Genomic DNA, 13,768 nt, shown 5'->3' with positions numbered 1-13,768 from the left:
TCCGATGCAGACGAATCAACACGCTAGGCTGCCGGCCGACCGGCCCGGCAGCGATCAAGGGAGGTTTCAGTATGAAGACGCGGGCGGCGGTGGCACTGGGTGCCGGTCAGGCGTTGGAAGTCGTGGAAGTCGACCTGGAAGGTCCCAAGGCCGGCGAAGTGCTGGTGGAGATCAAGGCCACCGGTATCTGCCATACCGATGCCTACACCCTGTCGGGCGCCGATCCGGAAGGCCTCTTCCCCTCGATCCTGGGCCATGAGGGCGCGGGCGTGGTGCTGGAAGTCGGTCCGGGCGTCACCAGCCTGAAGCCGGGCGACCATGTGATTCCGCTCTACACGCCGGAATGCCGCCAGTGCAAATCCTGCCTCTCCGGCAAGACGAATCTCTGCACGGCCATCCGCGCCACCCAGGGCAAGGGCCTGATGCCCGACGGCACCAGCCGCTTCAGCCTGAATGGCAAGCCGCTGTTCCACTACATGGGCTGCTCCACCTTCTCCAACCACACCGTCCTGCCGGAAATCGCGCTGGCGAAGATCCGTCCGGATGCGCCGTTCGAGAAGGTCTGCTACATCGGCTGCGGCGTCACCACCGGCGTGGGCGCGGTCATCAACACCGCCAAGGTGCAGGTCGGTGAGACCGTGGCCGTGTTCGGTCTCGGCGGCATCGGCCTCAACGTGATCCAGGCGGCCCGCATGGTCGGCGCCGACAAGATCATCGGCGTGGACATCAATCCCGCCCGTGAGGAGATGGCCCGCCAGTTCGGCATGACCCACTTCGTCAACCCCGACCAGGTCGGCCGCGACAAGGTGGTGCAGGCCATCATCGACCTGAGCGATGGCGGCGTGGATTACAGCTTCGAGTGCGTCGGCAACGTCCATCTGATGCGTCAGGCACTGGAATGCTGCCATCGCGGCTGGGGCCAGTCGATCATCATCGGCGTCGCCGCCGCCGGCCAGGAGATCTCCACCCGTCCGTTCCAGCTCGTCACCGGCCGCGTCTGGAAGGGCAGCGCCTTCGGCGGCGCCCGCGGCCGCCGCGACGTGCCGAAGATCGTCGACTGGTACATGGAGGGTAAGATCAATATCGACGATCTGATCACCCATGTGATGCCGCTGGAGCAGATCAATCACGCCTTCGACCTGATGCACGAGGGCAAGTCCATTCGCTCCGTCGTCAATTACGGCTGATCCGCCGGGATGTGAACGGCGCCGCGCCTTTCCCAGGCCGGCGCCGTTTGCATCTGCGTTATCCGAGCGTCGGGTTGCGGCACAGCTCAATCCGACGCACGGTTCTGCCCATGTCGATCAGCCCCAGCAACGAGGAATCCCATGGCCGACACGTCCATCCAGACCCTGTCCCGCCACCGTTGCTACGGCGGTTGGGTCAGCTACCACCAGCATGACAGCGCCGCCACCAAGACTCCGATGAAGTTCGGCGTCTTCGTCCCTCCCCAGGCGGAGAAGGGCAAGGTCCCGGTCGTGATCTATCTGGCCGGCCTGACCTGCGACGAGACCACTTTCCTGATCAAGGCCGGGGCGGAGCGCATGGCCGCCGAGCTCGGCATCATGCTGATCGCCCCGGACACCAGCCCGCGCGGCCTGGACCTTCCCGGCATCCGCGACAGTTGGGACTTCGGTGAGGCCGCCGGCTTCTACCTGAACGCCACGCGTGCTCCCTGGACCGAGAATTTCCGCATGGAGGCCTATGTCACCGGCGACCTGCTGGAGGCGGTGGAGGCGGAGTACCCGAACGCCGACCTCGGCCGGCTGGGCATCATGGGTCACTCCATGGGCGGGCACGGGGCGCTGACCCTGGCGCTACGCTATCCCGACCGGTTCAAGTCGGTTTCCGCCCTCGCCCCGATCTCCAATCCCACGCAGGTGCCGTGGGGCGAGAAGGCCTTCTCCAACTATCTGGGCCACGACCGCTCCAAGTGGGCGGAGTACGATGCCTCGGAACTAGTGAAGTCCGGCAAGCGCTTCCCCGGCCCCGTGCTGGTGGACCAGGGACTGGCCGACAAGTTCCTGGAGGATCAGCTGAAGCCCGAGGCGCTGGAAGCCGCCTGCGGCGATGCCGGCCAGGAACTGACCGTCCGCCGGCACGAGGGCTATGACCACGGTTACTTCTTCATCCAGACCGTGATCGACGACCATCTGAAGCACCACGCCTCGAAGCTCTGATGCAAAAGGGGACACCCCGCCGGGTGTCCCCTTTTTTACATGGTGTCCGGATTGGCCTCGTAGGGTGGATCGAGCAAAACAAGGTCCGACACATCGCAGGTGCTTTCTCCGGCGTCGGACATCCTACCCCTCAGCCCTCAGGCTTCCTGGGCGTCTTCGGCTGCTCCTGCCCTGCCTGATCCTGATTTCCCTGCTCCGGCCCATCGCCGGTCCAGTCGTCGGCCAGCATCTCCTGTGCCCGGCTGATCTGCTCCACCCCTTCCTTCGATGGCGGGCGCGGGACCTCGGGTGATTTCGGCGTGTCTGCCATGGCAATACCTCCTGTTTGCTTTTCAACAGGAGCTGCCGCGATAATCGCGCTGGAAACCGTACTGCTCACCCGTTCAGCACGCGCGCCACCTGCTTCGCTTCCTGCAACAGGGCGCTGACCAGCGGCGTGCTGGGGTCGCGGTGGGCGACGACCAGGCCGACCGTGTTCAGCGCGTCGGGCGCGGTGATGGGGATGGCGCGCATGCTGTCGGTCAGGCCAAGCGTGCTCGCCAGCTTCTCCGGCATGATGCTGGACCAGCGGCCCGTCCGCACATGGGCGTAGAGCACGATCATGGAGTTGCTCTCCAGCATCGGCGACCGCTTCTCCGGGGCGAGGCCAAGGAATTTGTCGATGATGCGCCGGTTCTGCATGTCCGGAGTCAAGAGACAGAGCGGAATCTGCCCCACCTCTGCCCATGTGACCTGCTTGCGGTCGCCCAGAGTGCTGTCGCGGGAGGTGATCAGCATGTAGCGCTCCCGGTACAGCGGCACCGTGCGGACCTTGCCCAACGGCTCATTGTCCAGGTAGCTGAGGCCGGCATCGATCTCCAGATTCTCCAACTGCTCCAGAATCTCGTGCGAGGTGCAGGAGATCACGGTGAAGCGCACATTGGGGTGCCGATCCCGGAATGGATTGGTGATCTCATGCACCACGGCGAGGGCCGTTGGAATCGCTGCAATGCGAAGATGGCCTGTCAGCTCATGTCGCATGCTGTAGATGTCCTGCTTCATCGCACGGGCGTCGCCCACGATGCGACGGGCCCATTCCAGCACCCGCTCCCCCTCCGGCGTCAGCCCCTGGAAGCGGGAGCCTCGTTGGACCAGCAGAACGCCGAGCGTGTTCTCCAACTGGCGCAAACCCGCGGAAAGCGTAGGCTGGGTAACGCCGCAAGCCTCTGCCGCCCGACCAAAATGCTGCTCCCGCGCCAGGGTGATGAATAGCTCAAGCTTATCGATCATGGCGGTAACCTCCCGGATTATTGCCGCCATGATAGACGATCTCTATTGCAGCATGGAGCGGGTTTGTTGATTGGCTCTTCCCTTCCGTGTGACTCTCCGTATTAGCGGGGGGTCTGTCCGGCCCTTCGCGCGTCGCCCATCGCGCCCCGTGACCAGGACCGGTCGAGAATGCACATTGTTGAACCGGGGGCAGCCGATCGCCCCGCCGTACCGGAACGTCCCAAGCCGGATACGTCGCAGTTGATAGAAAGACTGCATCGTATCCAGGATCAGCAGGGGTATCTGACCCTGGACGATCTGGACGTCCTGGGGGCGGAACTGATCCTGCCGCGCGCGGCGGTCTATGAAGTGGCGACCTTCTATCACGGCTTCCGCATCCGCGAAGCCGCGTCCGACCCGAAGCCGGTGCTGCAGGTCTGCACCAGCCTGGCCTGCCACATCGTTGGCGCGCCGGAGCGGCTGGAAGTCCTGCGCGAGGCCTTCGGCGGGCAGTTCGAGGTGGAGGGTGTCGCCTGCCTCGGCCGGTGCGAGGCTGCTCCTTGCGGCCGGGTCCGGCAGCAGGTCCTGACCGATCTGGAGCCAGACGCGGTGGCGGAGGTTCTGGCCGCTCCCCCGCCGAAGGACCGGCCGGTCATCGACTTCGACGCCTATCTGGCGGAAGGCGGCTATCACCGGCTCCAGGCGCTGGTGCGCGGCGAGACGGATGCCGATTGGGTGCTTGGCGTCCTGCATGAGGCCGGGCTGCGCGGGCTCGGCGGCGCCGGCTTCCCGACGGGCCGCAAATGGACCGCTGTGCGGGCGGAGACCGGCCCGAAGCTGATGGCCGTGAACTCGGACGAGAGCGAGCCCGGCACCTTCAAGGATCGCGTCCATCTGGAGACCGATCCCCACCGGGTGCTTGAGGGCATGCTGATCGGCGCTATCACAGTGGGGGCTGAGGCCTGCTACTTCTTCCTGCGCGACGAGTACGACCATATCCGCCGCATCCTGGAGACGGAAATCCCGAAGCTGGCCGCGCTCGGGCTGAAGCTGCCGAGGATCGAACTGCGCCGCGGAGCCGGCAACTACATCTGCGGCGAAGAGTCGGCGATGCTGGAGGCGCTGGAGGGCAAGCGCGGCCTGCCGCGGCAGAAGCCTCCCTACCCCAGCCAGGTCGGCCTGTTCGACCGTCCCACGCTGATCAACAATGTTGAGACCCTGTACTGGATCCGCGCCCTGCTGGAGAACGGTCCCGACTGGTTCGCCGGCTTCGGCCGGAACGGCCGCAAGGGTCTGCGCTCCTTCTCCGTCTCCGGCCGGGTGGCGGAGCCGGGCATGAAGGTTGCCCCCGCCGGCATCTCCCTGCGGGAGCTGATCGAGGAGCATTGCGGCGGCATGGCCCCGGGCCACACGCTGAAGGCGTTCCTGCCCGGCGGCGCCTCCGGCGGCATCCTGCCTGCATATCTGGCCGACCAGCCGCTCGATTTCGGCACGCTGGAGGAGCATGGCGGCATGATCGGCAGCGCCGCCGTGATCGTCCTGTCCGACAAGGACGATCTGGCCGACGCGGCCCGCAATCTGATGGCCTTCTTCAAACATGAGAGCTGCGGCCAGTGCACGCCCTGCCGGGTCGGCACCGGCAAGGCGCTGGCGCTAATGCACGCGCCGAGCTGGAACGCGCCGCTGCTGACCGAACTCGGGGCCTGCATGACGGATGCCAGCATCTGCGGCCTGGGACAGGCCGCGCCCAATGTCTTCAAAAGCCTGTTGCGCCACTTCCCGGAGGAAGTTCGATGAGTATCAATTTCCTCCTGGACAAGTGCGAGGTCACCGCCCGCGAGGGGGAGACCATCTTCGACGTGGCCAGCCGCTACGGCTTCCAGGTGCCGCACCTCTGCCACCGTCCGGAGCCGGGCTACCGCCCCGATGGCAATTGCCGCGCCTGCGTGGTCGAGATCAAGGGGGAGCGGGTGCTTGCCCCTTCCTGCCGCCGCACGCCGGCGGAGGGGATGGAGGTCAGCTTCCTGAACCCGCGCGTCAGCAAGGCGCAGAAGATGGTGTTCGAACTGCTGCTGGCCGACCAGCCGGCGCGGGAGGATGCCCATGATCCGCACAGCCATTTCTGGAACTGGGCCGACCGGCTGGGCCTGAAGACCAGCCGCTTCCCGACGCGCGAGCGGCAGCCGGCCCCGGATTTCAGCCATCCCGCCATGGCGGTGCAGCTCGACGCCTGCATCCAGTGCGGCCTCTGCGCCCGCGGCTGCCGCGAGGTGCAGGCCAACGACGTCATCGGCATGGCCTATGTCGGGGCCGGCACGTTGCCGGTCTTCGACTTCGACCAGCCGATGGGCGACAGCTCCTGCGTCGCCTGCGGCGAGTGCGTGCAGGCCTGCCCCACCGGCGCGCTGCTGCCGGCCAAGGTTCTGGACGATACCGGCACCGTCGCGCTGGTGCCTGACAAGTCGGTGAACAGCGTCTGCCCCTATTGCGGCGTCGGCTGTCAGGTGACCTTCGAGGTCAAGGACAACGACATCATCGCTGTGGATGGGCGCGACGGCCCGGCCAACGCCAACCGCCTCTGCGTCAAGGGCCGCTTCGGATTCGACTATGTGCGCCATCCGGAGCGGCTGACCGTGCCGCTGATCCGGCGCGACGACATGCCGAAGCGGGCCGACGACGCCCAGATCATCGATCCGGCCAACCCCTGGACCCATTTCCGCGAAGCCACCTGGGAGGAGGCGCTGGAGCGCGCCGCGGGCGGCCTCCGCCGCATCCGCGATACCCATGGCGGTCACGCGCTCGCCGGCTTCGGTTCCGCCAAAGGCTCCAACGAGGAGGCCTATCTGTTCCAGAAGCTGGTCCGCACCGGCTTCGGCAGCAACAATGTCGACCACTGCACCCGCCTCTGCCACGCCTCCTCCGTCGCGGCGCTGATGGAGGGGATCGGGTCCGGCGCGGTCACCGCCCCGGTGCAGGCGGCGCTGGATGCGGAGGTGATCTTCATCATCGGCGCCAACCCGACGGTGAACCACCCGGTCGCCGCAACCTTCATCAAGAACGCGGCCCGCAAGGGGGCCAAGCTGATCGTGGCCGATCCGCGCGGCCAGCGTCTGGACCGCTTCGCCAGCCACAGCCTGCGGATCAAGGGCGGCAGCGACGTGGCCCTGCTCTCCGCCATGCTGAACGTGATCGTCACGGAAGGTCTGGTCGACCGGCAATATGTCCAGGCCCATGTGGACGGGTACGAGGAGTTCGCGCAGAACATCCTGGCCTTCACGCCGGAAGCCATGTCGCCGGTCTGCGGGATCGAGCCCGAGGTGATCCGCGAGGTCGCCCGGATGTATGCCACCTCCCGAGCCTCCATCGTCTTCTGGGGCATGGGCATCAGCCAACATGTCCACGGCACCGACAATGCCCGCTGCCTGATCGCGCTGGCGCTTCTGACCGGCCAGGTCGGCCGGCCCGGTACCGGGCTGCATCCGCTGCGCGGGCAGAACAACGTCCAGGGCGCTTCCGACGCCGGCCTGATCCCGATGGTCTATCCCGACTACCGCCGGGTCGATTCCGTCCCGGTGCGGGAACTGTTCGAGGAAGCCTGGGGCGCCGCGCTGGACCCCGCCCCCGGCCTGACGGTGGTGGAGATCATGAAGGCCATGGAGGCCGGCGATATCCGCGGCATGTATGTGATGGGTGAGAATCCGGCCATGTCCGACCCGGATCTGGCCCATGCCCGCGCGGCATTGGCCTCGCTGGAGCATCTGGTGGTGCAGGACCTGTTCCTGACGGAGACGGCGGCCTATGCCGACGTGGTCCTGCCGGCCAGCGGCTTCCCGGAGAAGACGGGCACCTTCACCAATACCGACCGCCGCATCCAGATCGGCCGGCAGGCCATCGACCCGCCGGGCGAGGCGCGCCAGGACCTCTGGATCGTGGAAGAGATGGCCATCCGCCTGGGACTGCCATGGACGCACCGGCCGGCGTCGGAGGTCTTCACCGAAATGGCATCCCTGATGCCGTCCCTGGCCGGCATCACCTGGGAAATGCTGGAGGAGCGCGACTCCGTTACCTACCCGCTGGACCCGGAGACGGGCGTGGGCAAGGAGATCATCTTCGGCGACGCCTTCCCCACCGCCAACGGCCGCGCACGGCTGGCATCGGTGCAGCTAGTGCCGCCGGACGAGTCGCCCGACGCGGATTATCCGATCCTGCTGACCACCGGCCGCGTGCTGGAGCACTGGCATACGGGCGCCATGACCCGGCGGGCCGGCATGCTGAACGCGCTGGAGCCGACGCCCTTCGTGTCCCTGTCCCGCAAGGACATGCGGCGGATGAACCTTGAGGCCGGCAGCAAGGTACGGGTTTCGACCCGTCGCGGCACGATCGAGCTTGAAGCGCGTCCCGACCAGAACGTGTCTCCTGGCAGCGCTTTCATCCCCTTCTGCTACCGCGAAGCCGCGGCCAACCTGCTGACCAATCCGGCCCTGGACCCGTACGGGAAAATTCCGGAGTTCAAGATCTGTGCAGCCAGCATCTCCAGAGTGGAGGCCGCCTGAATGGTCGCGGTAGGGAGTTTCATCTGAAGAAGACTCCAAAATAAAGTGGGATGGATGTTCGCATATGCAGCATCCATCCTTCTCTCAATTCCGTGTTTTTCATGACACAGTCCTATCTTTCTTTGGTCTAGTCCGTTTTTGAACAGCGAATTTGCTTTGGTCATTCAGTAAGGTAAATCCGCACAAGAACGACTCGCCGGGCAGGCGCGCTTCGGTACTGCCGGCCCGGCAGAGCCACAACGGGAGGCGACGATGACCAGGAAAGCCGTGTTGCCGGCTGCGATCGGGCTGGCTGGAACGCTTGCGCTGAGTTTTGCGGGTCCTGCGCGGGCGGATGTGACGGACGATCTTCTGCGCCAGTTGCGGGAGAAGGGCATTCTGAGCCAGGGCGAGTACAACGTCCTGCTGGACCGCAAGCGGGCGGAGGAGAAGGCGACGGCCCAGGGCGTGCAGAGCCAGCCCACCGTCAGCCCGGCCCAGGCCATCGACCCCAGCACCATGATCCAGCGCACCGAAAGCGGGGTGGGCTTCCGGGTCGGCGAGGTCGAGGTCAAGCTCTCCGGCTCCATCAACGGCTACTATGTGCATGAATGGGGCGACGACAATCCCGGCGCGGTCGTGGGCGGCCTGGCCGGGGCCGGCGACAGCACCTCGATCCGCAACGGCCTGCTGCCGGGCTTCCTGAAGTTCGACATCACCACCGTCCAGGACGGCTGGGAGGTGGGGGCGCATTTCGGTATCTATCCCGGCATCAACAGCGTGAGCTGGGACAATGGCGCCAACTCGCCCGGCGTGCCCGCGGCCCTGGCCACCTCCGGCATCGACTTCCGCCAGACCTACCTCACTATCGCACGGCCCGAGCTGGGCGAGCTGAAGATCGGCCGCGACATCGGCCTGTTCGGCTCCGAAGCCATCCTGAACGACATCACCCTGCTCAGCGTCGGCACGGCCGGCGGCAACGCCGCGCCCAGCAACACCAGCCTGGGCCGCATCGGGCTGGGCTACGTCTACACCGACTTCCAGCCGCAGATCACCTACACCACCCCCAGCTTCGCCGGCTTCCAGGCGGCGGTGGGCGTGTTCCAGCCGCTGGTCACGGCCGGCGCCAACGAGGTCAATGACGAGCCCGGCTTCCAGGCCGAGCTGACCTACGATCTCGGGTCCGCCGGCTTCGTGCAGGGTCTGGGCGGCAAGCTGTGGGCCAGCATGATCACCCAGGACCACGATCCGGTGGGCACGGTGGGCGGGTACCGCGGCACCGGCTACGATGTGGGGGCGAAGCTGACCTTCGGGCCGGCCGGGTTCGTGGGCTACTACTACACCGGCGAGGGGCTGGGCACGACCGGGCTGTTCATCCTGGCCACCGATGCGGCCGGGAACGAGCGCGACAGCGACGGCTTCTATGTCCAGGGCTCGTTCGAGGTGATGCCCAAGCTCACGCTGGCGGCCAGCTATGGCGAGAGCCGGCTGGATCTGGCGCCGGGCGAGGTCAATCCCACCCTGCTGGACGTCAACAAGTCCTGGGTCGGGCAGGTCCAGTACGCGCTGACCGACTGGGTCACGCTGATCGGCGAGTACATCAACACCACATCGGAAGCCCAGAACGGAAACGAGATCGATTCCGATGCCATCGCTCTGGGTGCTATCCTCTTCTTCTAGCAAGCACCCTGGGGGACGCGCCGACCGGCGCGTCCCCCATCCCGTTACAGCCGGATGATGATGAAGAATAAGAAAGTCGCCGCCAGCCTCGCTTCCCTACCTCTCCTCCTCGCGTCCACTGTGGCGCAGGCACAGACGAATGTGGTGGATGAGATCATCGTGACAGGCCGGCGCGGCGGCGTCCCAGCCTATGAGCGGCCATTCGGCCCGACCGTGATCGATGCGGCCGATCTGGCAAGCGCCCCGCAACGGCGCCTGGATGAGGCCCTACGCGCGGTTCCTGGCTTTGGTCTGTTCCGCCGCAATGGCAGCCGCATCGCCCAGCCCACCACCCAGGGCGTATCCCTGCGCGGCCTCGGCCCCAATGGAGCTGGCCGCACGCTGGTGCTTGTGGATGGCGTGCCGGTGAACGATCCCTTTGGCGGCTGGGTCTACTGGTCCCGCCTGCCGACCGAAGCGGCGGAGCGGGTGGTGATCACGCGTGGCGGCGGCGCTGGACCATGGGGCAATGCGGCCCTGGCCGGTACGGTGCGCATTGAGACGCGCAAGCCGGAAGGCATCTTCGGAGAGTTCGCTGCCGGGTCGGACGAGACCGTGCAGGCGGTGGCTGGCATCGGCGGCAGCGCCGGCGGCTTCGATCTGGGCCTGACCGCCAGCGCCTTCAGCACCGGCGGGCAGAAGGTCGTCGGCGAGGAATTCCGCGGCCCCATCGACATCGATGCCGACAGCGAGGCTTACTGGGCCGATGCGCTGGCCGCCACCGACATCGGCAATGTCCGCGCCACCGCCAAGCTCTCCGCCTTCCGGGAGCATCGCGGCAACGGCACCCCCTATACCGAAAACGCGACCGACGCCCTGGAAGGAAGCCTGCGACTGGTCGGCGGCGGTTCCATTCCGTGGGAAGCTGTGCTTTACGCCCGCGACTGGGATTTCGAGAGCACCTTCAGCGGCGTCAATGACGACCGCACCGCCGAGACCCCGGCGCTGGACCAGTATGATGTTCCCAGCACGGCCTATGGCGGCGTGCTCCAGGTCGGCCTGACCCCCGCGCCCAACCATCGCACCGATATCGGCGTCGATGTCCGCTGGACGGAGGGGGAGACCAACGAACTCTTCTTCTTCCAGAACGACGCCTTTACCCGAGAGCGTACGGCGGGCGGCGAACAGCTCATCGCAGGCGCCTTCGCCGAACATGCCTGGACACCGCAGGAAGCCCTGGCCGTAACCGCTGGCCTGCGCGTGGACCGGTGGGAAAACTCCAACGGGGAGCGGAGCGAGCGCGTAATCCTGACCGATGCCGTGCTGCGCGAGGATGACATCGGCGACCGTGACGGCACGGTGCTGAACGGCCGCATCGGCGCTGACTGGCAGGCCCTGCCCGATCTGGGCCTGCGGGTCGCGGCCTATACAGGCTTCCGCCTGCCGACGTTGAACGAGCTCTACCGCCCGTTCCGCGTCGGCAACGACATTACCGAGGCCAATCCCGACCTGGACCCGGAGGAGCTGATCGGCGGCGAAGTCGGTCTTCGCTACACGCCCACGTCAGGCATCAACCTGTCCGCCACCGTGTTCCGCGCCATCATCCGCGATGCGGTGGACAATGTGGAGCTGACCCGGACGCCGGGCCTCTATGCCCCGCTGGGCATCTTCGTGCCAGAGAATGGCAGCCTCGCCCAGCGCTTGAACCTGGACAAGGTCGTGGTCGACGGGCTTGAGGCGGAGCTTGAAGTCCAGGCGCTCGAAAATCTGACCTTCAACCTTTCATATCTCTTCAGCGATGCGGAGATCGAGGAGGCGGACGGCTTCCCAGGGCTGGAAGGCAACCGACCCGGCCAGACCCCGCGCCACCAAGGCACTGCCCAGGCAAGCTGGCGGCCGGTGGAGCCCCTGCTGCTGCGCCTTCAGGTGCGTGCGGCGACCGACGCCTTCGAGGGCAGCGACAATGCCCAGGAACTGGAGAGCTATGCCGTCGCCGACCTTTACGCCGGCTGGGACGTGACTCCCCAGACACACCTGTTCGCCACGGTGGAGAACCTGACCGACGCCACCATCGAAACCGGCATCCGGGCCGACGGGCTGATCAATGTCGCCCCTGGCCGGACCTGGATCGTGGGACTGCGGGGGCGCTGGTGAGCACGCTGGAGGACATCGGACTGGCCGGATTCGGCCCCGGCAGCCAAGCCATCTGGGAGATGGGCGACACCCTGATCCTGGCAGAGATGGATGCTGCCGGAGTCGTTGTGGATGTCACGGTAATGGATCGCGGCTGGGAGGGGGAGAAACGCCAGGAGCGCTACCGCATTGCGAAGGACGCAGGCGACGCGTGGAGCGCCGACATACCATCCATGGGCAGCCAGCAATCGGCGGACTGGACCGACCTTCTGCCGGTCCCGTGCCTGCTGATGCCGCCGACGGAGGTGACGGGTCCGAGCTTCGGCTCGTCGGCGGCTTTCTGACGGCGTCCCAAGTCGAGGAACCGTGATTTCTCTGCGAGATGGAGAGCTTGATAGACGACGTCATTGTGTGCAGCAATTAGATGTGGCACAATCGCGGACCAAATATTTGAAGTGGTTAGACTAACCCTTCGAAGTAACAGAGCTGCCGACTTTGAGCGGCAGCCATAGCAAACGGTGTCCATTGCCGCGATGGCGCACCTCGTCAGTATGGGCGTGCCTTGATGCCTCCCCTACGGCGAACCGAACCGCGGCTTCATGTTATCTGGGAGGTAGCTCATGTTCTGGCGGAAAAGCAGCAGCAGCACTTCGGTGCCTGAAAGCGATATCAAGATCCATCCGTCGGTCGATCGCGGCGTTCAGGCCGGCAAGTCGAATTTTGCCGGCGGCACCCTGCACTGCCGTTGCGCGACGAACCGGGTGGAAGTGACGGTCACCGCCAACACCGCTCACAACCATGTCTGCGGCTGCACGAAGTGCTGGAAGCCGCAGGGGGCGCTGTTCTCCATGGTCGCCGTGGTTCCGCGCGACAATCTGAAGGTCACCGCCAACGGCCAGAAGCTGCAGGTGGTCGATCCCTCCGCCGTGATCCAGCGCCATGCCTGCCGTGATTGCGGCACGCACATGTATGGCCGGATCGAGAACACCGGCCATCCCTTCTACGGGCTGGACTTCATCCACACCGAGCTGTCGGACCAGGAAGGCTGGAGCGAGCCGAAGTTCGCCGCTTTCGTCTCCTCCATCATCGAGTCCGGCGCGAAGCCGGAGCAGATGCCGGCAGTGCGCACCCGTCTGAAGCAGTTGGGGCTGGAGCCCTATGACTGCCTGTCTCCGGAGCTGATGGACGCCATTGCCGCCCATACGGCGAAGTCCAAGGCCATGCAGGCGGCCTGACCGCTTCTGCAGGGACCCGCACGTGCGGAAACGGCCGGCATCCGGAAGCGGATGCCGGCCGTTCCTGTATGCAGGGCGCGACTCTCCGGCCAGTTGAGCTGTTGGTGATGGACCGATCCGCCTGCTGGACGCGGCTGCTGATGCAAAGGTCCGTCTACAGCTTTCCGCATGCAGGTGGACTTCTGGCGGACCGAAACGAACGGGGACGACACCATGCGGAAACTTACGCACACCATCCTGCCCACTCTGGCGGTTGCCGCCTTCGCCCTCGCGGCCCCTGCCATGGCGGGCGAGAACAAGGACAAGTCCGCACAGGCCCACTCCACCGGCAGCCAGTCCAGCACGCCGGCCAATGAGCAGGGTGAAATGACCGCACCACTGCCGGAAGATTCGCTGGCCCGGGAGCGCGGCGGCGCGATCGGCGAGAATCCGGAAGCCGTCCAGCAGGGCGGAAGCGGGGATGATGACTCGGCCGAAGCCACGACGTCCACTGGCGCGCTTCCCGACAATTCCCTGGTCCAGGAGCGCGGCGGCGCGATCGGCGAGAATCCGGAGCCTGTGAAGCAGGGCGGCCAGGATATGCTCGGCAGCACCGAGTCCGGCAGTGCTGAGGCCGACAGCGGCAGCCCCGATTCGAAAAAGGGCGACTAAGCCGGAAGCCTGTCGGTCCATACGGCAAGGGCGCCCCTGCGGCGCCATCATCCATGGGGCGCGGCCTGTCACGGGTCGCGCCCCAATGCTGGGACCGCCGCGACGGGTCTCATTGTCGCTGAATGCGCAA

The 13,768-nt window shown here is 66.1% G+C and carries 11 protein-coding genes; 9 read left to right on the top strand and 2 right to left on the bottom strand.

Features of this window, described 5'->3' with window-relative positions; genetic code table 11:
• Window positions 1-71 precede the first annotated feature (71 nt).
• Both DOL89_RS04100 and fghA read left to right on the top strand, forming a co-directional pair.
• Complete coding sequence (locus DOL89_RS04100; protein ID WP_119677997.1) at window positions 72-1,187, top strand: S-(hydroxymethyl)glutathione dehydrogenase/class III alcohol dehydrogenase; 1,116 nt, start codon at window positions 72-74, stop codon at window positions 1,185-1,187.
• Window positions 1,188-1,328: 141 nt separating this feature from the next.
• Window positions 1,329-2,180, top strand: coding sequence for an S-formylglutathione hydrolase (gene fghA, locus DOL89_RS04095; RefSeq protein ID WP_119677996.1), 852 nt, complete (start codon window positions 1,329-1,331; stop codon window positions 2,178-2,180).
• A 130-nt stretch (window positions 2,181-2,310) separates the two neighbouring features.
• On the opposite strand, the gene DOL89_RS04090 is transcribed toward fghA, so the two are convergent.
• Together DOL89_RS04090 and DOL89_RS04085 are read right to left on the bottom strand one after the other, a co-directional pair.
• Window positions 2,311-2,490: a hypothetical protein gene (locus tag DOL89_RS04090; RefSeq protein ID WP_119677995.1), complete on the bottom strand. Its 180-nt coding sequence runs from the start codon at window positions 2,488-2,490 to the stop codon at window positions 2,311-2,313.
• Between the two features lie 65 nt (window positions 2,491-2,555).
• The gene (locus DOL89_RS04085) at window positions 2,556-3,449 is read right to left on the bottom strand and encodes a LysR family transcriptional regulator (RefSeq protein ID WP_119677994.1); all 894 of its coding nucleotides are present in this window, start codon (window positions 3,447-3,449) and stop codon (window positions 2,556-2,558) included.
• Window positions 3,450-3,689: 240 nt separating this feature from the next.
• Here DOL89_RS04085 and DOL89_RS04080 point away from each other — a divergent pair, with 240 nt between their 5' ends.
• From DOL89_RS04080 to DOL89_RS04050, 7 genes are all read left to right on the top strand, one after another.
• Complete coding sequence (locus DOL89_RS04080; protein WP_404813476.1) at window positions 3,690-5,225, top strand: NAD(P)H-dependent oxidoreductase subunit E; 1,536 nt, start codon at window positions 3,690-3,692, stop codon at window positions 5,223-5,225.
• The gene (gene fdhF / locus DOL89_RS04075) at window positions 5,222-7,981 is read left to right on the top strand and encodes a formate dehydrogenase subunit alpha (RefSeq protein ID WP_119677992.1); all 2,760 of its coding nucleotides are present in this window, start codon (window positions 5,222-5,224) and stop codon (window positions 7,979-7,981) included. Before DOL89_RS04080 ends, fdhF begins: the two co-directional genes overlap by 4 nt.
• A gap of 252 nt (window positions 7,982-8,233) precedes the next feature.
• The gene (locus DOL89_RS04070; RefSeq protein ID WP_119677991.1) at window positions 8,234-9,640 is read left to right on the top strand and encodes a porin; all 1,407 of its coding nucleotides are present in this window, start codon (window positions 8,234-8,236) and stop codon (window positions 9,638-9,640) included.
• 60 nt (window positions 9,641-9,700) lie between these two features.
• On the top strand, window positions 9,701-11,773 hold the full coding sequence (locus tag DOL89_RS04065) for a TonB-dependent receptor plug domain-containing protein (protein ID WP_162937317.1): 2,073 nt from the start codon (window positions 9,701-9,703) through the stop codon (window positions 11,771-11,773).
• Window positions 11,770-12,096 carry a hypothetical protein gene (locus tag DOL89_RS04060; protein ID WP_119677989.1) on the top strand — a complete coding sequence of 109 codons (327 nt, stop codon included), beginning with the start codon at window positions 11,770-11,772 and terminating at the stop codon, window positions 12,094-12,096. Before DOL89_RS04065 ends, DOL89_RS04060 begins: the two co-directional genes overlap by 4 nt.
• A gap of 276 nt (window positions 12,097-12,372) precedes the next feature.
• Entirely contained in the window at window positions 12,373-12,987 is a 615-nt protein-coding gene (gene gfa, locus DOL89_RS04055; RefSeq protein ID WP_119677988.1) for an S-(hydroxymethyl)glutathione synthase, read from the top strand.
• A gap of 213 nt (window positions 12,988-13,200) precedes the next feature.
• Window positions 13,201-13,638: a hypothetical protein gene (locus DOL89_RS04050; protein ID WP_162937316.1), complete on the top strand. Its 438-nt coding sequence runs from the start codon at window positions 13,201-13,203 to the stop codon at window positions 13,636-13,638.
• Window positions 13,639-13,768 lie beyond the last annotated feature (130 nt).

Origin of the sequence: Indioceanicola profundi (genome assembly GCF_003568845.1) — a bacterium.
Classification (GTDB): Bacteria; Pseudomonadota; Alphaproteobacteria; order Azospirillales; family Azospirillaceae; genus Indioceanicola; species Indioceanicola profundi.
The sequence above is the reverse complement of the archived record's forward strand: the minus strand, read 5'-3'. Positions and strand labels throughout refer to the sequence as shown.